At 59.9% G+C, this 18,109-nt stretch carries 16 protein-coding genes and 2 tRNA genes; 9 read left to right on the plus strand and 9 right to left on the minus strand.

The features are described from left to right. Nucleotides 1-41 precede the first annotated feature (41 nt). The 3 genes from SINAC_RS33750 (at nucleotide 42) to SINAC_RS33765 (ending at nucleotide 2,847) form a co-directional block, all read left to right on the plus strand. The gene (locus SINAC_RS33750) at nucleotides 42-455 is read left to right on the plus strand and encodes a cytochrome C oxidase subunit IV family protein (protein ID WP_015250022.1); all 414 of its coding nucleotides are present in this window, start codon (nucleotides 42-44) and stop codon (nucleotides 453-455) included. 149 nt (nucleotides 456-604) lie between these two features. Next, on the plus strand, nucleotides 605-1,681 hold the full coding sequence (locus tag SINAC_RS33755) for a DUF420 domain-containing protein (protein WP_015250023.1): 1,077 nt from the start codon (nucleotides 605-607) through the stop codon (nucleotides 1,679-1,681). Nucleotides 1,682-2,109: 428 nt separating this feature from the next. Next, nucleotides 2,110-2,847 carry a hypothetical protein gene (locus SINAC_RS33765; protein ID WP_015250025.1) on the plus strand — a complete coding sequence of 246 codons (738 nt, stop codon included), beginning with the start codon at nucleotides 2,110-2,112 and terminating at the stop codon, nucleotides 2,845-2,847. A 154-nt stretch (nucleotides 2,848-3,001) separates the two neighbouring features. Here the strand turns inward: SINAC_RS33765 and SINAC_RS33770 are convergent, their stop codons facing one another. The 3 genes from SINAC_RS33770 to SINAC_RS33780 all read right to left on the minus strand — a co-directional run bounded on the left by SINAC_RS33770 (nucleotide 3,002) and on the right by SINAC_RS33780 (nucleotide 8,527). Next, on the minus strand, nucleotides 3,002-6,166 hold the full coding sequence (locus SINAC_RS33770; protein WP_015250026.1) for an efflux RND transporter permease subunit: 3,165 nt from the start codon (nucleotides 6,164-6,166) through the stop codon (nucleotides 3,002-3,004). Nucleotides 6,167-6,493: 327 nt separating this feature from the next. Further along, nucleotides 6,494-7,735, minus strand: a complete 1,242-nt coding sequence (locus SINAC_RS33775; protein ID WP_015250027.1) for an efflux RND transporter periplasmic adaptor subunit — start codon at nucleotides 7,733-7,735, stop codon at nucleotides 6,494-6,496. Nucleotides 7,736-8,116: 381 nt separating this feature from the next. Then, nucleotides 8,117-8,527, minus strand: a complete 411-nt coding sequence (locus SINAC_RS33780; RefSeq protein ID WP_237722694.1) for a hypothetical protein — start codon at nucleotides 8,525-8,527, stop codon at nucleotides 8,117-8,119. A gap of 234 nt (nucleotides 8,528-8,761) precedes the next feature. Here SINAC_RS33780 and SINAC_RS33785 point away from each other — a divergent pair, with 234 nt between their 5' ends. Continuing rightward, nucleotides 8,762-9,091 carry a helix-turn-helix transcriptional regulator gene (locus SINAC_RS33785; RefSeq protein ID WP_015250029.1) on the plus strand — a complete coding sequence of 110 codons (330 nt, stop codon included), beginning with the start codon at nucleotides 8,762-8,764 and terminating at the stop codon, nucleotides 9,089-9,091. Between the two features lie 79 nt (nucleotides 9,092-9,170). On the opposite strand, the gene SINAC_RS40355 is transcribed toward SINAC_RS33785, so the two are convergent. Further along, on the minus strand, nucleotides 9,171-9,356 hold the full coding sequence (locus tag SINAC_RS40355) for a DUF6444 domain-containing protein (RefSeq protein WP_154673750.1): 186 nt from the start codon (nucleotides 9,354-9,356) through the stop codon (nucleotides 9,171-9,173). 127 nt (nucleotides 9,357-9,483) lie between these two features. Continuing rightward, nucleotides 9,484-11,286: a TolC family protein gene (locus tag SINAC_RS33795; RefSeq protein ID WP_202802860.1), complete on the minus strand. Its 1,803-nt coding sequence runs from the start codon at nucleotides 11,284-11,286 to the stop codon at nucleotides 9,484-9,486. Between the two features lie 540 nt (nucleotides 11,287-11,826). Between SINAC_RS33795 and SINAC_RS33800 the strand changes: the two genes are divergently transcribed. After that, nucleotides 11,827-12,024 carry a transposase gene (locus tag SINAC_RS33800; RefSeq protein WP_020466507.1) on the plus strand — a complete coding sequence of 66 codons (198 nt, stop codon included), beginning with the start codon at nucleotides 11,827-11,829 and terminating at the stop codon, nucleotides 12,022-12,024. A 241-nt stretch (nucleotides 12,025-12,265) separates the two neighbouring features. Here SINAC_RS33800 and SINAC_RS33805 read toward each other — a convergent pair whose 3' ends face one another. Continuing rightward, nucleotides 12,266-12,697 (minus strand): hypothetical protein, encoded by a 432-nt coding sequence (locus tag SINAC_RS33805; RefSeq protein WP_015250031.1) that lies wholly within the window; start codon nucleotides 12,695-12,697, stop codon nucleotides 12,266-12,268. Between the two features lie 380 nt (nucleotides 12,698-13,077). On the opposite strand from SINAC_RS33805, the gene SINAC_RS33810 reads away from it, so the two are divergent. Next, complete coding sequence (locus tag SINAC_RS33810; RefSeq protein WP_015250032.1) at nucleotides 13,078-13,317, plus strand: hypothetical protein; 240 nt, start codon at nucleotides 13,078-13,080, stop codon at nucleotides 13,315-13,317. A 3-nt stretch (nucleotides 13,318-13,320) separates the two neighbouring features. Next, nucleotides 13,321-14,046, plus strand: coding sequence for an SIR2 family NAD-dependent protein deacylase (locus SINAC_RS33815; protein ID WP_015250033.1), 726 nt, complete (start codon nucleotides 13,321-13,323; stop codon nucleotides 14,044-14,046). Between the two features lie 70 nt (nucleotides 14,047-14,116). Here the strand turns inward: SINAC_RS33815 and SINAC_RS33820 are convergent, their stop codons facing one another. After that, a complete protein-coding gene (locus SINAC_RS33820; protein ID WP_015250034.1) occupies nucleotides 14,117-14,980 on the minus strand; it encodes a sugar phosphate isomerase/epimerase family protein in 864 nt (287 codons plus the stop codon). 227 nt (nucleotides 14,981-15,207) lie between these two features. Beyond that, the gene (gene pyrF, locus SINAC_RS33825; protein WP_015250035.1) at nucleotides 15,208-16,155 is read right to left on the minus strand and encodes an orotidine-5'-phosphate decarboxylase; all 948 of its coding nucleotides are present in this window, start codon (nucleotides 16,153-16,155) and stop codon (nucleotides 15,208-15,210) included. Nucleotides 16,156-16,240: 85 nt separating this feature from the next. Here pyrF and SINAC_RS33830 point away from each other — a divergent pair. Both SINAC_RS33830 and SINAC_RS33835 read left to right on the plus strand, forming a co-directional pair. Next, nucleotides 16,241-16,315, plus strand: a tRNA-Pro gene (locus SINAC_RS33830). 128 nt (nucleotides 16,316-16,443) lie between these two features. After that, nucleotides 16,444-16,518 (plus strand) — tRNA-Pro (locus SINAC_RS33835). Between the two features lie 196 nt (nucleotides 16,519-16,714). Here the strand turns inward: SINAC_RS33835 and SINAC_RS33840 are convergent. Further along, nucleotides 16,715-17,707 (minus strand): DUF1801 domain-containing protein, encoded by a 993-nt coding sequence (locus SINAC_RS33840; RefSeq protein WP_020466509.1) that lies wholly within the window; start codon nucleotides 17,705-17,707, stop codon nucleotides 16,715-16,717. Nucleotides 17,708-18,109: the final 402 nt, after the last annotated feature.

Genomic DNA, 18,109 nt, shown 5'->3' on the forward strand with positions numbered 1-18,109 from the left:
TCGTCCGCGGATTCCGCGTTGCCATAAGGGGAGCACGGCCAATGTCCGACACGAACCTGACACACGATCAGGAGATGGCTGTCGAGTCGCATACCTCGCAGTACATCAAGATCTTCCTGATTTTGATCGTCTTCACCGTCAGCGAATATCTCTACGCTTCGATTTTTGCCAACCACACGTTCCTCGTCCTGGTGCTCGGCCTGATGACGATGGCGATCATCAAGGCCACCCTGGTCGGCCTCTACTTCATGCACCTCAAGTTCGAGGGGAAGTGGGTCTACGCCATGCTGGTCCCGGCGGGAATCCTGGCGCTGGTCCTGACCTTCGCGCTCTTCCCTGACGTAGCGATGCAGCCCATTACCGAAGAAAACCCTGACCTCGAAGGGATCGAGACCACCCCGATCCAGCCTGGGGCCGCCGTCTCGATTCTTCGGCCGTCGAATCCGGTCGGCTAACCGCGATCGCCGACGCTGCCCGGGCTCTCTCTTTTGCAAAGAAGGAGACCGGGCAGCGTCGACAAGCGCTTTGCCGTCAGAGTCTCCTCAGATGACGACATGACGAGTCGCCATCTTTCCCCTTCCTCCAACGCAATGGCCCGCCCACCGTGGATGCCTCCTATCGCCTCGGCCTCTCCGTTCTCCTGGGAACCGTCATCGCCTCGGCCGGACTCTGCCTCGCGGCCTCGCTTCGAACCGCGTCGCCCGCCGCCGCGCCTGCCGGACACGACCTCAGCGCTCACCCCTTCGAGCTGGGCCAATTCCAGCTCACGGAGCGGTCAGGAAAAACGATCACCGAAGCCGACCTCGCCGGTCGGGTCTGGGTGGCCTCGTTCATCTTCACCCATTGTCCGCTCTCATGCCCCCGGATCACGGGGGTCATGAAGCAGCTCCAAGAGAAGTTCGCCGACACCTCGGTGCAGCTCGTCAGTCTCTCGGTCGACCCCGAACGCGACACCCCGGAGGTCCTCGCCGGCTACGCCAAGACGTTCAACGCCGACCCGGATCGCTGGTGGTTCCTGACCGGTCCCCCAGCCGAGATGAAGTCGTTGGTCGTCGATCGCTTCAAGCTCGGCCTGGCAGAGGCCAGCCCTGACGAACAAGCGGCAGGGGCCGAGGCGATCTCGCACAGCGACCGGCTCGCCCTCGTCGCGCCCGGCAACAAGGTCATCGGCTACTTCGACACGACCAGCCGCGCCACGCTCGACGCTCTGACGGCAAAGGCCAAGGAACTGGCCCCCGCCCCTCCCAAGGGACCCGCCTGGGCCCGTCAGCTCCCGGCGGTGAACGCAAGCTTGAACGCCACCTCCGGCGTGCTCCTCCTCCTCGGCTGGACCTTGGTTCGCCGGGGCCGTGTGCAGGCGCACGCCGTCTGCATGTCGTGTTGCGTCGTCGTTTCGACTCTCTTCCTCATCTGCTACCTGGTCTACCACTACGAGATTGGCGGCGGCGTCCCGTTCCGCGGTGTCGGCCCGCTCCGCACGGTCTATTTCACGATCCTCCTCTCACACGTGGTTCTGGCGGCGGTGATCGTCCCTTTGATCACGATCACCTTGATCCGCGCCCTCCGACGCCAGTTCGATCGCCACGCCCGGATCGCCAAGGTCACCTTCCCACTCTGGCTCTATGTCTCGATCACGGGCGTCATCATCTACCTGATGCTCTATCAGTTCCCCCAGGGCTGACACTTTCGAGGTTCTGCCGCTCTCACCGTGACCCCCAGCCCACACCCTGATCGAGGAGATGTCCTCGAAGGTCAAACAGGGGCTCCGTCAAACTTGAGGGAAGAACGAAATCCAAACTCTACGATGCCTTGGAGGAGGTACTCAGGCGGGTCACTCCTCAGGGCATCCTCGTTTGATTTCAACACGTCGGCCCATGTGAAACGCCAGGGAAAATCGCTATAATCCCCCCCCCTTTCGGTCCACCCCGGGGCCTCATCGTCCCTCCTGGCACGGCCACACTCAGGCGAGCCATGCTTGCCCACCCCCATCCGCCACGGTAGGCTCGATGCCGCAGCTCGCATCGGGGCCTCAGCCTCGACACTTCGCCCCACCGGTGCATAGTGGCCCTGGGAGGGGTGTTGTCATTGGTAAGTACCAGGACTCAATTCATGCCTCGGTTCGTCCTAATAAGTTTAGTAATGCTGATTGGTTGTCATTCGGCCCAGGAACCGGAGCAACCGCGAGTCCCCGTTCCAAACGCTGATGCGGCATTGGTTATCGAGGAACGCTTAGACCGGAAAGAGGTCATAACAAGTGAGCTGGCGATTGCTCAGCAACCCCCTCAGTCGGAAGCGCCGCCCGATCCGAGTGAGTTGCAGAAAAGCCTGACGGAATCGACAGCACTGGCTTTGGCTGCCGATGAATCGCCCCCTACAATCGAACCGGATCAGGCGACCCGGGCGAAAGCCCAACAGATGGTGTCCGACGCCGTTAAAGACGTGGCCGGGGCGATCGCGCGGCTCGAGCAGCTCATCGACCGCCGCCCGCACAAGTTCATGCTGAAGCACAGAGAATATTTGAAATCGCTGGTCGCCGCCAAGATTCAGGCTGCCGAGGAGGAGCGAGCGGAGCGGGCACGGGAGCAGCAAGCCAAGATAGCGACCGAACGGGCGCGACTGGCGGCACAGGCGGAAGAGGCCCGCCTGGAGCGTGATCGGCTGCAACAAGAGCAGTTGGAGCGTGATCGGCTGGAGCAAGCAAGAGAGTCCGAATCATCCATGGCCACGCGTTCCAGTTCCGGGATGTCTAGCTCGAGCTCTTCCGGGATTTGCGGTGCTCCCACCAAGAAAGGGGGCTCATGTCAACGACGGGTGGCGGGCGGTGGTTACTGCTACCAGCACAGGTGAGATCGCATCGGGAAAAGTGGCCGGGGGTGCGCACAGAATCGCCGTTTTCCTGAGCAAGGCTCAGGAAAACGGCTTTTTTCATGCGTTTGGCAGCGTACTGCTGGGCCTTCTCGATGGCAATACCTCGGTCATACGAGCGAGCTTGCCGATCCGTTTAGTGGGCCGCGATGGCCTCAGAAAGAGGTTCATCCGCCTCGTCCTGGATGAGTTTGCCCTTCTCGGCAATCACACCAAACAAGTAATAAAGACCGGGAATGACCAAGACCCCAATCAAGGTGCCCACGAGCATCCCGCCGACTGAGGCGGTGCCAATGGTGCGGTTTCCGATCGCCCCGGGGCCGGTGGCAACGACCAACGGAAGGAGACCGGCGATGAAGGCGAAGGAGGTCATCAGAATCGGCCGGAAGCGCAATTTTCCGCCTTCGATGGCCGCCTCCTTGAGGCTCAGGCCCTCCTGGCGCCGTTGCACCGCGAATTCGACGATTAAAATCGCGTTCTTGCCAAGCAGTCCGACCAACATGACGAGACCGATCTGGGCGTAGACGTCGTTGGACAACCCCATGACCTTCAGTAACAGGAAGGCACCGAAGAGCCCGACCGGAAGCGACAGGATCACTGCCAGCGGCAGCATGAAACTCTCATATTGCCCAACAAGTACCAGATAGACGAATATGACGACGATCCCGAAGATATAAACAGCCAGGTTCCCCTTATTCGCCTCGTCATAAGATAGGCCTTCCCAGCCGATGTCGTAACCGGGAGGCAACGTCTCGGCGGCGACCTCTTCGATCGCCTTGATGGCTTGACCGCTGCTGTAGCCGACAGCCGGTGCACCTTGAATGGCGGCGGAGGGATACAGGTTGTAGCGGTTGATCTCGTTCAAGCCCTGCTGTTTCTTGATCTTCATGAACGAGGAGTAGGGGACCATTTCCCCATGCTCGTTCTTGACGAACATCTTCTCCAAATCCTCGGGGTACCGCCGGAACTCCGGCGCGGCCTGGACAAAGACCTTGAAGAACTGACCGAAACGGATGAAGCCTTGCTCCCAGGTGCTGCCTACGACGACGGATAGGTTGTCCATCGCGGTTCCAATCGACACACCCTTCTGCATGGCCACGTCGTTGTTGATGACCAGTTCATACTGCGGGTAGTTGCTGGCGAAGAAGGTGAACAGGCCCTTCACCTCCTTGCGTTTTGACAGGGCGGCCATGAACTTCTGGGTCACTTCTCCGAGCCGCTGGTAGTCGTTCGTGTTCGTCTTGTCGAGGACACGTGTCGAGAACCCCCCGGCCGCGCCAAAGCCCGGAACCGCGGGCGGCTCAAAGAACTCAAGTTTCACATTGGCTATCGCACGGCCTTTTTCGTCGAGCTTCTCAATGATCTGGCGCGAGGTCAGTTTGCGTTCGGACCAAGGCTTCAAATTGATGAGACAGGTCCCCGCGTTCGAACCCCGGCCCTCGGTCAGAACCTCGTAACCGGCCAACGAGGAAACGGAGTTGACTCCTTCGATTTTTTTGGCGATCGCCTGCAGTTCGTGGGCCTTAGCGTTGGTGTACTCAAGGGTCGAGCCCGGAGGCGTCTGGATGATCCCATAGATCATCCCCTGGTCCTCAAGTGGAATAAAGCCCGTTGGAAGCTGCGTGTTTACCAGGAAAATGGCGGTGCCAAAGCCCATGATGACAGCCATGGTCAGCACCCGGCGCGTTACGATCCGGCGCAGGATCGCAGCATAACCGCCCGTGACCCTCTCGACGCCACGGTCAAAAAGATGCAGCAGTATGGCCAGCGGCCCACGCTTTTTCACGTGGTTCGTGTGAGGTTTGAGAAGCATCGCACAGAGAACTGGCGTGAGCGTCAGGGCCACGACACCGGAGAGAACGATGGACGTGGCCATCGTGAGACCGAACTGGCGGTAGAAGACGCCGACCGGCCCGGTCATGAAGGTCACCGGAATGAAGACGGCTGTCATCACCAGCGTGATGGCGATGATCGCACCGCTAATCTCGTGCACAACCTCCATGGTCGCCCGATAGGGTGAAAGGTGCTTCTCGTTCATCTTGGCATGCACCGCTTCGACCACCACGATCGCATCGTCCACCACGACCCCGATCGCCAGCACCAGCGCGAAGAGCGTGATCAGATTGATCGATAGACCGAACAATAGCATGAAAAAGAAAGTCCCGATCAAGGACACCGGAACGGCCAGGGTTGGGATCAGCGTGGAACGCCAATCCCCGAGGAACAGGAAGACCACCAAGGCCACCAACACGAAGGCCTCGAACAGGGTGTGAAGCACCTTCTCGATGGAGGCCTCCAGAAAGCTGGAAACATCGTAGCTGACCTGAAAGTCCATGCCAGGAGGGAACGACTCCGCCTTCATCTCCGCGAGCTTCTCCTTGACCTCCTCAATGACGGTGGCGGCGTTGGAGCCAGGGGTTTGCTTGAGCACGATGGCAGCCGAGGGAAAGCCGTCGATGTCCGAGTAGAGGTTGTAGTACGAAGCGCTCAACTCGATTTTGGCAACGTCCTTGAGCCGAAGGATCTCACCATCCGGATTTGCTCTTAATATAATATTTTCATATTGCTCTGGTTTATTGTAGCGTCCCACCCAGGTCAGGACGTATTCGACTGTTTGCGAGGTCCTGCCCGTCGCCTGGCCAAGTCGTCCGGGCGAACCAATCATGCTCTGTTGCCCCAGAGCCTTCATGACGTCCTCGGAGGACAGGTTATAGGCACGCATACGGTCGAGATTCAGCCAGACCCGCATGGAATACTGGCGGCTGCCGAGAATCGTGGCGGTGCCGACGCCCCGAACCCGCTTGATTTCAGGTAGGATGTTGACAAAGGCGTAGTTGTAGAGGAAATTCTGGTCGACGCCTTCCTGCTTACTGAACACGTTCACATACATCAGCATGCTCGTCATCATCTGCATGACGACGATTCCCTCCCGCTCCACCAGGGGTGGGAGTCTGTTTTTCACCATGTTGATCCGGTTATTTACATTCAAGACCGCCACGTTCGGGTCCGTGCCTGGCTCGAAGATGATCATGATCGTTGCTTCACCGGCACTGGTGGCGGCGGAGGCCATATAGCGCATGTCCTGTACGCCGTTGATAGCCTGCTCCAAGATAATCAGGACCGAGTCGACCAAGACATTGGCACTGGCGCCGGGATAAGCAACCGTGACGACCACACTCGGCGGCGCGACGGAGGGGAACTGGGATATCGGCAGGGTTTTGATTGCCAGCGCCCCAAGGAACAAGATGATCACGGAGATAACGATCGCCAATGCGGGTCTATAGAGGATTCGTGCGAACATAGTTCTGACTGCACTTTCCGATAGATTACGTGTATGTGTGTGAACCGAATCTCGGTACCGACTGTTGCAGCCCCGGTGTCGAACGTCAGACCCTCACAAACCCATCGATTGGAACCATTTTCACCAGATCGTTCCGAATCGCTCGGCAGTTCGTCGGCGCCGACCGACCCGGCCCACTCCATCGCCAATTTGCCTGCACTCTTGGGGGCCAAGTCGATTGGGCGGAAATCCGAGAGGGCCGGGAATCGGCTGCATCTCTCGAGATCTGGTCTCGGAAAGTACAGTTCTGAGAGAATCTGGTTGAGTTCCGTCCCGGAAAGCGGTTTGTTATTCCGCCTTGTTTTTTAGGCTTGCAATCACCAGTTCCGGCTGACGAAACTCGAAGTCCACCTTCTCACCCTCGCGAACCTGGAGGCCCCCTTCGAGAACGATCCTGTCGTTCACATCAAGCCCTTTTTTGATAACATAAATGTCATCCTTTTCGTTCTGGACGACGATCTCGCGCTGGTGCACCACGTCATCCTTGTCGACGACGTAAACGTACCGCTTGTCGAGAGTCTCGAAGGCCGCCCGCTGAGGGATGACGATGGCGTTCTTCACCACTCGGTTGATCAACACGGTGCCGGTCTGACCGTGACGCAGCAAGCGATCCGGGTTCGGAAAATCCGCGCGGAAGGGGATGTTCCCGGTCTCGTTGTTGAATTTGGCCTCGATCGCACCGATCTTGCCAGTCTGCTTGAACGTCTCACCGTTTGCCAGCACCAGTTCGATTTGCTGATCCCCTTCATGATGACCCAGGACGGCCATGTATTCGAGATATTGGGCCTCGGGCACATTGAAATAAACCCACATCAAGCTGTTATCGGACAAGGTCGTGAGGCTGTCCCCCTCCTTGATCAGGCTGCCCAACTGCTCCTGCAGGCGGTCGACGATCCCGTCGAAAGGTGCTCTGATGTTGGTAAAGTTCAATTCGGCCCCCGCCAGCTCCGCCTTGGCCTGGGCCTTTGCCAGTTTGGCCTGGAGCAGTGCCACCTCATTCTGAGAGACCACATTTTTCTCGAACAGCTTCTTGGTGTTCTTGTACTCCAGTTGCGCGAGTTGGGCCTCGGCGTTCTCGGCGTTCAGCCTTGCCTGGTAAAGAACTGGGACGATTTTGAACATCAAATCGCCCTTCTTCACCGCCTGGCCTTCCTTGACCGAGATCGCCTCGAGATACCCGTTATCCAAAGCACGGACATTGATATGTCGCCGTGAGTGGATCTGGCAGACATATTCCTGGGTGAGGACGACGGCTTTGGCCTGAGGGCGGGTGACCAGAATCTTATGATGCTCCTCGTGGGGCTGCTCCTCGTGCTTGTGAAAATACGACTCAAACTGGCCGACGATGCGTCCTTTCATCTGTTTGGCACCCACGCCAAGGTAATCAAGGCACGCGTAAATTTTGGGGGTATTCAGCTGTGGGATGTCCACACGCATCTTATACAGGCCGAAGACCCCGCCGCTGATCAGGGCGACGACCAGCATCAAGGTGGTCACCGGTCGTCGCATGGCGAACTTAATCGGATTCATCGCAGGGCTCCTGTTCGACTCTTCTCGACTCGACTCTGTCCCGATTCCTTGGGCAAGGAACCACGGAGTGGGTTGGAGGAATTCGAGTACGGACGGCAGTCCGACTCGATTCGACGCCAGAGGGGGGGGAGATAGCGTCGGAAAGGCGCGCGGGATGATCTCCCGACCAAGTCGTTGTCGATCGATCGCAGACGTCCACGGCCGGGTCACGCCGAACCGACGACCACGAGGGACGTCGAACCCAAGACCTGGGCATTGGCGAGGCACGGTCTGGCCGAGCAGACGATGTCGACTGCACGCCATCCCCCAGGGCGGAGCCTGGACGACGCGTGAAGGACCGGCGAGACATCAGCCGGTAGTCAGAGATCCATCAGTGGATGATCAACAGCGGAGAGGACAGAGGGAGAAGATCGAGGGGGGGGCGATCAACTGGCGATCGGGGACCTTGCGGAAGGAACCAGGGAGTAGGAAGAAAATTCGAGGCTCATCCCGAACATCGGCCCATTCCTGTTCTTCATTCTCGGGAGCCTTGTCCAAAGCATCGGCCCGATCCTGCTTTTCATTCTTGGAAGGACAGGCATTCATCTGCAGAACGACGTCGGTGGCTATCACTGCGCGAAGGCATGCCTTAGGTTGGCCCGTGGGGAGAGCGAGATTGTGGCAGAGGCAATCAGGCCGGGACGAGACGGTGGCAAACCCCGGCGTCCGAATCGGTCCAACCAGAATCCCAGCCAGCAGCGCCAGCAAGGACGTGATCAAGAACGTGGAGACGAGGCTTTTACGGTTGGGCATGGCCCCTCGCTTCTCGAATGTCATGATTCGAGGCTCGCTCGCCGGCGTCCGACGAGATGGCTTTCTACCAGATCACTTCTGCGATTTCTCCAGCTGGCTGGGTGAAGCCCACAGCCTCACATTATATACTCTATCGACGTGCGAGGTGACTCCAAAAATTCCGGACAAGAAATACACGACATCCAAGTCGTAAAATTTATAGCCTCACTATCAACGGAAGTCAAGAGACGGCGTATGGTTGTTCGAACCGTGGGAACCGGTCCCGAGTGGACATTCCTGAGTAACCACGCCCACGTGCTGCTCTGCATCGCAAAAGAGTCCGAGGTGCGCCTCCGAGAGGTGGCACATCGGGTGGGGATCACCGAACGGGCCGTTCAGCGGATTGTGGCCGACCTCGAGGAGGGAGGTTACCTTTCACGCTCGCGCGCGGGGCGGCGGAATCGCTACGAGGTGCACCTGGAACGCCCGCTGAGGCATTCGGTTGAGTCGCACCGCGAGGTGGGCGTGCTCCTCAACCTCATCCTCCGGCCTGACCAACCCGATCCAGAGGCCCCGGAGAGCTAGCTGACAGGTCGCGACGAACCTCTCTGGGACTCGTAGAGCGAGCCGATCAGGCGTTCTCGAGGATGTCAGCCTGCCCCGATCACCCACCCGCACCGTGCGGTTCGGGGGATGGCGGCTGGGAGGAGTTGGACGAATTCCGGTTGAGTCGTGGCTCGAGGGCGGCGATCCGCCGCTCGAACGAATCGACCGGGCTGAGGATGGCCTCCAGGGCATCGGCCGGTATCTTGCCCTGGAGGTCGTCGAGCGGGGGTGGCTTGGCGCTCATACCATCTAAGAAAGTGACCGCGGGAGGCCGGTAGCGCAAGTTGCTACCGACCGTGAAAGGCTCCCCCAAAATCGGGTGTGTCGGAGATGATCGCGTCCTTCTCTCATGCCGCGAGCGAATCGGCCGCTCACTTCTCCGTCGCCGGATTCGGCGAGTCCGCGGGGTCTTTGGTCTCCTTCTCGCCGAACGGGCTAGGCAGGCTTTCGGGTGGTGGCGGAATCGCCGGTTGGTTGTCGGGCACCGTCTCGGGGCGGGGCGAGGCAGGTGTGGGGCCCACATCAATCAGGGCCTGGTCGAGTTGGTCGGCCGGAGGAATGATGAGTTTGTCGCCGACCGTCAGGCGGTCAGGGTCGGGGACGGCCGTCTTGTTGGCTGCCCAGAGGGCCTTGTGATACCGTTCCGACTCATAGTAGCGCTGCGAGATCGTCCGGAAGGTCTCGCCACGGCTGACCGTGTGGATGTACGGGTTCTGATCGGGAACGCCGCCAACCCCATTGGGATTCGACGACAAGCCGCCGCCGAGGGCTTGGTAGGTGTTGACGATGGCAGACAGTTGCTCCACTTTGGTATCGATCAAGGTCGCTCTCGCATCCCTGAGGTCACGCTGAGCGAACAGCACATCGATGTATTCGACTCGGGCATTCTGAAAAAGGTTGCCGGCGACCTCGACTGAGGCCTCGAGCGCGGCCAACTGCTGCTTCTTGATTTCGATGCTGTTGGTGTACTTCTCCACCATGGACAGGCGGTTGACAACCTCGGTGAAGGCGTTGAGGACGACGCGCTGGTAGTTGTAGATAGCCTGCAATTGCCTGGCGTTCGCGGTGAGATACTCGGCCCTGATCGCTCTCTTGTTGACCAGCGGCCCGACCAGGCTACTCGCAAGACTGCCAACCACTGCCTGCGGTTCGAATAGATGATTGATGACGAAGGCCTCAAGGCCTGTGCCACCATTGAGCACCAGCTGAGGAAAGAAGTTAACCCGGGCGACCTTCACGTCGAGCCCGGTAGCCGCCAGATCGCGCTCAGCTTGGCGGATATCGGGTCGGTTCTGGAGCAACTGCGAGGGCACTCCAACGCTCAGTCTGTTAATGTTCAGATCGTAGAATCCTGCAGACACGCGTTCGACGGGCTGCGGGAAGCGATTGACGAGGAAGTTGATCTTGTTCTCGGTCACGACGATGTCCTGATTCACGATCAGCTTTTCGCTCTGGTTCTTGCGAACCTCAGCCTGGAATCGTAGGACACCCAGCTCGTTGATGCGGGCAGCTTCCTTCAGGTCCTTGGCGATCTCGAGGCTTCGCTCCTGAAGCTCGATGGTTAGATTCTGATTCTCAAGCCGTTTGTCGAGCGCCATCAGCCTGTAATAATTCTCGGCAACATCGGCGGCCAGACGGGTTATGAAGTAGTTCCGCTTCTCAAGGGCGACGTTGTAGCGCTGCCCTGCCGCGTCCCTGGCATTCCGCAGCTGCCTGTAGATGTCCAGCTGCCAGGTGAGGTTGATGCCCCCCCCGAAATTTCCATGCGCAAGGGAAAAGTACTGCCCGGGCAAATACGGGTCGTTGAGTATGGCAGCCCCATCAAGCGTGAAGCGGCTAGCTCTGTTCAGCCCCGCGCCAGCCCCGGCAGTGACGAAGGGAAGGTACGCCCCTGACCGCGACAGAATCTGGTTGCTGGCGATCTGGACGTCCTCATTCAGGATCTTCAGCTCTCGATTGTTGGCCACAGCCTGACAGATCAAGCTCGTCAGCATAGGATCATGGTAAAACTCTTCGATCGTGAGCTGCGATGAGTTTTCCGGGCTGGTCGATCCATTGAGGCTTTCCGGCAAGCCTGGCGGCGGCTCCGCCTTACGGAGGGGGGGGATTCCGCAGGACGGCAGAACCAGCAATATGATGCTGCAAGCGATCGCTCTCGCAATCACGTGCTTCATATGCTTTGTATTCGAAGTTCTCGTTGAGAGGTGGGTCATCTGCCTCGTCCTTGAGGAATTTGCGCTTGTCGGCCATCCCGCCGAACAAGTAGTGAGCGATCACCTCCTGGCTCATGCCGGGGTCTTCATGAGCATCCTCAGCGAATCGTCGAATCGGCCATACCGACGGTCCGCTGTCTATTCGATCGGACTGTGCGGGTTATGACTTTAATAGCGATTTGCGTGATCAGGAGAACAATAGTAATTCCCGGCGCCCAAATCGGCCCCCCAGCTTTCCCGCTTTAGCACTTGCCGGTTCCAAACGATGCAATTTCGAGAGGTAGACGTTCGATAATCCGGCTCCGAGACTATCGAAGAGGCCCTTACGGGCTCGACGAACATCACGCGTACGCTTGATCTCTCGGCCAGCGCGCGCGGCGGCTCACCCTGTCTCTCGGAAGGGCTGGAAAGGGACCAGTTTCGGGGACGTTTGTTGGCGACGAGGAGTGGCCCAGGGTCGGTCTCGAACGAGCCGACCTGAGGTATTGTCGGAAGCCGTGGATGGTGGAGAAACATCGGACCTGGAGCCACCGGTCCTTGAAGGACAAGCGGTACGTCTACGGCTGCACCGACGGCGTACACTTCAATATCCGCCTTGAGACGGCCAGTGCATCCTCAGTCCAGTGCATCCTCAGTGTTGATGGGGCAACGGCCGAGGGTAAGAAGGAGCTGATCGCCATCGTCGACGGCGACCGGTGAGAGCGATCAGTCGTGGAATAAATCGCCACTACTTGAAGGAGGTGATTGCTGGGATCATTTTTCGAGGACGGAGTGATGAAAACCAACGCCGCCTGAAATTCTCTATCCACAAAGATTGACGGGCCGGCAAAGAGTCCGAATTCAGCGAATGCACCTATTGATTATCTTGGGGTTTTCTCCCCTTGAACGGTGCAGCGATAGACTGTTTGCCGGCCCGTCGAAGATTGACTATACCTCCTCGTCAGCTCGCCGGGCGCTGAAAGACGAGGACATTCGCCCAGACGCCTTCGCCGGGATCGAATGCGGTCGGGCGATCGTCGTTGAACCCACCACTTCTGATATAGAGCCGCCCCTCTTCCAGGCGATAGATCGCGCGCATCTCGGGCACCTCTTCACCGTCAATCGTGGTGAACTTCACCCAGTCCAACGCCTTGGGCGAAGTCGTCTCATCGATCTTCAGCTCACCGTCCGCCTGAATCTTTCGCCCCTGTGGCGTCGCAATCGTTGCCACGACCGCATTCCCTTTGATCTCGATCGAGACGACCGTTGCCTTGCGGAGCCCGACCTTCGTCTCCCACCGCCCCTGGAGCTTGGGCAAGTCTCCGTTCGACTCCGGTGCCGCACCAAGCGCCATGACCGCAAGCACGAATCCCGAAAAGAGTTTGGTATTCATCGACGCGATCCCTCACTCAGGAAGTTCACGTGGACGACCCCCGGAAAACGAAGGCCGACATGGATAAGATCGACTAGACCAGAGGACAAACTTCGCACTAACTTCAACCAAGACCATTATCCTGATCGACTTAGTCAATTATCAAGACTCTCGAGGGACTCCTTTCCCTCGAGGTTGTTCTTATTCCCATCCGCTTCCGGAGCTGGGACGTGCAGCGTGATCACCCGGGGAACCGATTTTCATTCCAAAAAGTGATGCAGGCTCCCCCGTATCGGCGTGGAATTGACCCGGGGAGCGGGCCAGCTTAGAATACGCAAGTGATCGCCAGTTCGAGGTTTTTTTGCATAGGTCAAGGGCAGACGTTGCCAGGGAGCCACGGGATGCGACATGTAGGGAGGGTTCTACCAGTCCTCGTCTTGGTCCTGGGGCTTTCGGCCAACCTTTCGGCATGTCCCAATTGCAAGGAAGCGGTCGCCGCGCAGCCGAGTGAAGTGGCCAACATGAAGAACGGTTACAACTGGAGCGTCCTGTTCATGATGGGGATGCCCTTCACCCTGCTCGGCACGGGGGCACTCATGATCGCTCGGGGTGTGAAGCGGGGCACGCTGCCCGAGTTTTAAACGATGACAGACCTCGAGAAAGCGGCGAAGCTCTTGGCCAAGGCGGGATCGGTCGCGGTCCTGACCGGTGCGGGAATCTCGGCCGAGAGCGGGATCCCCACGTTTCGCGGGCTAGGCGGTCTCTGGAACGGGCGCGACCCGATGAGCCTCGCCACTCCGCAAGCGTTCGCCGCCAACCCCGCACTCGTCTGGGAGTTCTACAACTGGCGTCGCGAACTGGTCACGCGGGCCGAGCCCAACCCCGGCCATCGAGCACTCACGGAATTAGCAGGCAAGCTGACCTGCTTCACGCTCGTGACGCAGAACGTCGATCGGCTCCATCAGCGGGCCGGGAGTCGCGACGTCCTCGAACTGCACGGCAACCTTTTCGAGGTCCGCTGCACCGGCTGTGGGCAAACCTTCGACCGTGATGGCGAGACACTCCCTCCCCTGCCCCATTGCGAAGTGTGCGGCCAACTCCTCCGACCAGGCGTCGTCTGGTTTGGCGAAACGCTCCCGCCTGCCATCTGGGAAGCGGCCGAGGCTGCCGTCCGCCAGGCCCGCCTTCTCCTCGTCGTCGGCACCAGCGCGGTCGTCTATCCAGCCGCCGGCCTCGTGGCCACAGCCCAAAGCGCAGGGGGTGCCGTGATCGAAATCAACCTCGAGCCCACGCCGATCAGCGATGAGGTCGACCTCGCCCTCCACGGCAAGGCCGCAGCAATATTGCCCCTTCTCACCGATCTCCTCTGATCGAGCCTCCCGTCGAAATCCGCCGGCCCGGACACATTGGGATTCACCCCAACGGCACGCCTCCTCGAGCTTATGATCGGCCAGAGTTCGACGACTTCGCCGGCGCCGCCAGGAGCGTCTTGACGAACGCAAGGTCGGCCGCAGTCTGCTCGATCAGTTCGGGGGTAGTCAGGTCGCGCCAGCTATGCGGCCCTTTGTATTCGCTATGGAGCGAGATCGGCCCATCAAATTTGGCCTGCCTGAGGGCGTCGAACACCTCGGGCCAGGCGACCAGGCCATCGCAAAGCGGGACCTGTTGAGCCTGCCAGACGGCCTTGACCTTCCCCGGCTCGGACTTCCAGCCGAAGTCCTTGACCGCGACGAGCCGAATCTGTGGACCCAGCAGCTCGAGGTTCTGCCGCCAGCCTCCGCTCCCCCCTTCCACAGCCGCATGGCCAGGGTCGAAGTAGGCGGCGAGCCGGCTCGGGTCACGGTCGTGGAGCAAGTTCACCACCACTGCCGGCTGGCAGTTCACATAGCCGGGGCCGCTGTGGTTGTGGATCCCGAACGTGACCTTGTACGACTCGGCGAGTCGTTCCAGCCCATCGAGGTTCTGTTTCGCCTGCTCGATCGATTCGCGGAGCTTCCCCTTGGGCCCATTCCAGTAGCCCAGCTTGAGCAGCCGGATCCCTTGCCTGGCCGCCGCTTCGACGATCGCCTCGGCATGAGGGTCGGTCGCCCGCGTGATCGCCGTACTCGCCATGGGCACGTCCAACCCCTGGGCGTGGATCGCCGCCACGGCCGCCGGCAGGTCTTTCCCGACCGTGGCGGGCTCAACGTGCCCTTTGGGCCGAACGGTCAGGTCCACCCCGTCGAACCCAAGCGCCTTGATCCGCTCCGCCGCCTCGCCGACCGAAAATTCTTGCAGCATCTTCGAGAACATCACGAGTGGCATGGTCTCGTCCTCGATCCGCTGGAATCACAGAAATCCAGAGCATCCGACATCAACGTGAGCCTGCCAGGTAGGAATGAGACTGGCATCTGGCCCACATGAGGATGCGAACGAGCCGCCATCGTAACCAGCCCCAACTCTCGGACGTAGCCCCCACACGCTGCCAACCCGAAGTTGCTCGACCGGCCGGACCGTTCGGATTCACACCGATCGGCCCGGTCGTGGGAGATTCACTCCGCTGTTGGAGTGCGAAGCTTGCCCGCGTTCGTATTCTCGGCAAGGTCGGCGATCATCTCGTGGACGGCCCCCTCGATCGCCGCTTGCCACTCCGCGCCGTACTTGGCGCGAGCGGCGGGCCGGCTGTAAGCGTAGGTCAGTCCGCGCGAGTTGTTGATGATCGCGCCGAGGCCATCGGTATCGAATGCCGGGGCAACATCCTTGGAAGAGCCTCCTTGAGTGCCGTAGCCTGGTACCAGGAACGGAATGCCGGGCAGTGTCGCGCGCAGTTCGGCGAGTTGATCGGGATAAGTCGCGCCGACCACCGCGCCGAGCAGGCTATAACCGGATGCGCCTCGATAGGGCTCGGCCCATTGAGCCAAGCGTTGAGCGACGTGTTGGTAGATTGCCTTCCCATCAGCGATCAGGTCCTGAAACTCACCGGCCGAGGCGTTGCTCGTCCGGACGAGGGCGTAGAGTCCTTTCCCCTCGCGTGCGGCCACCTTGACGAACGGGGTGATTCCATCGCTCCCGAGGTAAGGATTGACCGTCAAGCCGTCGGCATTCCATGAGGGTTCGAAGCTCTCGCCCACGGGAACCTTGCCGAGATAGGCCCGGGCATAGGCGTCGGCCGTGGAGCCGATGTCGTTCCGCTTGCCGTCGATCAAGACGAGCAGCCCTTTCCCTTGGGCGTACTGCGCGGTGGCGTGGAGCGCCGCAAACCCCTCGGGTCCATAGGCCTCATAGAACGCGGCCTGGAATTTGACGATCGGCACGAGCGGAGCGACCACATCGACCACGCCGTCCCCAAACACGCGCAGCGACTCCGCCACCCCCGGCCGATCGCCAGGGAACTTGTCGAGAAACTCAGGTGGCAAGTCCTCGGGCCGCGGATCGATCCCCACACAGATCGGGGTTCCCACTCGCTTTACGGCTGCATTCAAGCGATCCGCGAAGTGCACGACGTAATTCCTCTCAGTACCGCATTGACAGATCCAGGGCTCCCCCTATAATACCGACTCAACACGAGGTCGTCTGCAAAGAATTCGGGGCGTAGCGCAGTTTGGCTAGCGCGCTAGACTGGGGGTCTAGAGGTCGTGGGTTCAAATCCCGCCGCCCCGACTTGTCTGTGAGAGATTTCAATGAAAAGGGGCCTACGGCTCATCACCGTAGACCCCTTTCCTTTTTCGGGTCTCGTCGCGTTGGGATCGAAAAGTACCGACTCAAGACGAGGTCATCTCCAAAAAAATCGGGGCGTAGCGCAGTTTGGCTAGCGCGCTAGACTGGGGGTCTAGAGGTCGTGGGTTCAAATCCCGCCGCCCCGACTTGTTCTAACTGACGATCAGAAAGGGGCTTGCGGCGAAAGACGCAAACCCCTTTCTTGTTTTTCGGGAAGACTCCACACATCATTCCCCCCACACCATTGGGCTCACGTGGCATTCACGCTGCCCCCGTCGCTGGGAGTTGGCGCACACGCCAAGCGTGAGCCGCTGGGGCGAGACAGATCCTCGGGATGGTCGGTTAAGGAACCCATCCGGGCAACGCAGCGGCCTGCTTCACCCAGGTCGCCATCTGTGCCTCGTCGAGTTCGTCGCCTTCGTGGATGTCGATCCAACGCGCGTCCTTACTGCGCACCGTGCCACCGGGCGGGACTGGTCGTAGCGACGTGCCGCAGAAGAAGGTCACCTTGACGTAGCGGGTTAAGACGTGGAACGACAGGAACCAGCCCTGGCCCTCGATGCCGTAAAATGGCGAGTTCCACTTCACGGCCTTGCGCACGTTGGGGATGGTCCGCACGATCAGCGCGTCGAGGCGCTTCCCGAGGTCGCTCTTCCAGCTCGGCATCGCTGCTATGTACGCCTGCACTGGGGCATCGCCGTCTGCCTTCGCGATTTTCGGGTTGCCACCCGACAGGAGGATGACCTCCTCGCCGTTTCGCCCTTTGATCGGCTTGGCCTCTTTCGCACCTGGCTTGGCCTTCTTCGCACCTGGCTTCGGCAGGGACTTGGACTTCGGGGTGCTGGACCGGAGATTCTCCGCGACCGCGGCCTGGACCAAGGCCTTGAACGCCTCAGCGTCGAGCACCTCTCCCTCCCGGATGTCGATGGCGCGACGCGTGTTTCCCTCGAGGCTGGAGTTGAAGAGCCCCCGAGGGTCCTCCAAGGAGGCACCTCGGGCGAAGGTCAGCTTGATTACCTGTTTGTAGGCCTCTCCCGTGCAGATGTTCCCAGCGCGGGACCAAACGGGTGTGCCCATCCATTTCCACTCCTCCATGATGTCCAAGTCCGCCTCGTGGATGATGCGGCGGACCTCTGCCAAGGTCTCGGCTCGCCAGCCACCCAGAGACCGGATCCGCTCGTCGATGAGACGAGAGGCCACCTTCCCGGTCGCGTGCTTCGCTTCCTCACCCGGTTTGACCTTCGCGCCTGGCTTCGGCGGGGATTTGGGCTTGGTGGCCGACTTGAGTGGCTTGTTCGCGCGCGACGTGTCCTTAGCCTTGCTCTCGGTCATCATTCGTCCTTATTTCGTTGGACGTTTCTCGAGTCACTCTAGGTGTTCATCCCAGAATCGCTCATTAGTATGCCATCCGGTCCCGTACGGGCCTGAACTGCGTAGGGACGAGGCGATAAACAGCGTTCTCGACCTTGCCGCTGTTCGGTTACGCGGCCGGCATCGGGCAGGAGGCGCAGCGAGACGGCCGGGCTTGCAATTGGGAATTACCACCATGTAGCCAATGCCTGCAAGTGGTTGCCTACGTGTCAATGTCAATTTAGGCTTCACGAAAGGCATCTGCCGGGTAGGCCCGACTCTCTGAGCTCAGCCTGTCGCTGCCTGGCACAAGGTGGCACGGATTGTCGTCGGTAATCCCTGAATGCCGGTGCAAAAAAGTTCTAACAGCCTCCTATCATCCCGACT

The sequence above is a fragment of the Singulisphaera acidiphila DSM 18658 genome (assembly GCF_000242455.2).
Lineage (GTDB): Bacteria > Planctomycetota > Planctomycetia > Isosphaerales > Isosphaeraceae > Singulisphaera > Singulisphaera acidiphila.

What these genes read in the sequence shown, in the direction of transcription:
- SINAC_RS33750 (WP_015250022.1), top strand. Translation starts at nt 42, where the DNA reads ATGTCCGACACGAACCTGACACACGATCAGGAGATGGCTGTCGAGTCG.
- SINAC_RS33765 (WP_015250025.1), top strand. Translation starts at nt 2,110, where the DNA reads ATGCCTCGGTTCGTCCTAATAAGTTTAGTAATGCTGATTGGTTGTCAT.
- SINAC_RS33770 (WP_015250026.1), bottom strand. Translation starts at nt 6,166, where the DNA reads ATGTTCGCACGAATCCTCTATAGACCCGCATTGGCGATCGTTATCTCC.
- SINAC_RS33775 (WP_015250027.1), bottom strand. Translation starts at nt 7,735, where the DNA reads ATGAATCCGATTAAGTTCGCCATGCGACGACCGGTGACCACCTTGATG.
- SINAC_RS33780 (WP_237722694.1), bottom strand. Translation starts at nt 8,527, where the DNA reads ATGCCCAACCGTAAAAGCCTCGTCTCCACGTTCTTGATCACGTCCTTG.
- SINAC_RS33785 (WP_015250029.1), top strand. Translation starts at nt 8,762, where the DNA reads ATGGTTGTTCGAACCGTGGGAACCGGTCCCGAGTGGACATTCCTGAGT.
- SINAC_RS40355 (WP_154673750.1), bottom strand. Translation starts at nt 9,356, where the DNA reads ATGAGCGCCAAGCCACCCCCGCTCGACGACCTCCAGGGCAAGATACCG.
- SINAC_RS33795 (WP_202802860.1), bottom strand. Translation starts at nt 11,286, where the DNA reads ATGAAGCACGTGATTGCGAGAGCGATCGCTTGCAGCATCATATTGCTG.
- SINAC_RS33800 (WP_020466507.1), top strand. Translation starts at nt 11,827, where the DNA reads ATGGTGGAGAAACATCGGACCTGGAGCCACCGGTCCTTGAAGGACAAG.
- SINAC_RS33805 (WP_015250031.1), bottom strand. Translation starts at nt 12,697, where the DNA reads ATGAATACCAAACTCTTTTCGGGATTCGTGCTTGCGGTCATGGCGCTT.
- SINAC_RS33810 (WP_015250032.1), top strand. Translation starts at nt 13,078, where the DNA reads ATGCGACATGTAGGGAGGGTTCTACCAGTCCTCGTCTTGGTCCTGGGG.
- SINAC_RS33815 (WP_015250033.1), top strand. Translation starts at nt 13,321, where the DNA reads ATGACAGACCTCGAGAAAGCGGCGAAGCTCTTGGCCAAGGCGGGATCG.
- SINAC_RS33820 (WP_015250034.1), bottom strand. Translation starts at nt 14,980, where the DNA reads ATGCCACTCGTGATGTTCTCGAAGATGCTGCAAGAATTTTCGGTCGGC.
- SINAC_RS33840 (WP_020466509.1), bottom strand. Translation starts at nt 17,707, where the DNA reads ATGATGACCGAGAGCAAGGCTAAGGACACGTCGCGCGCGAACAAGCCA.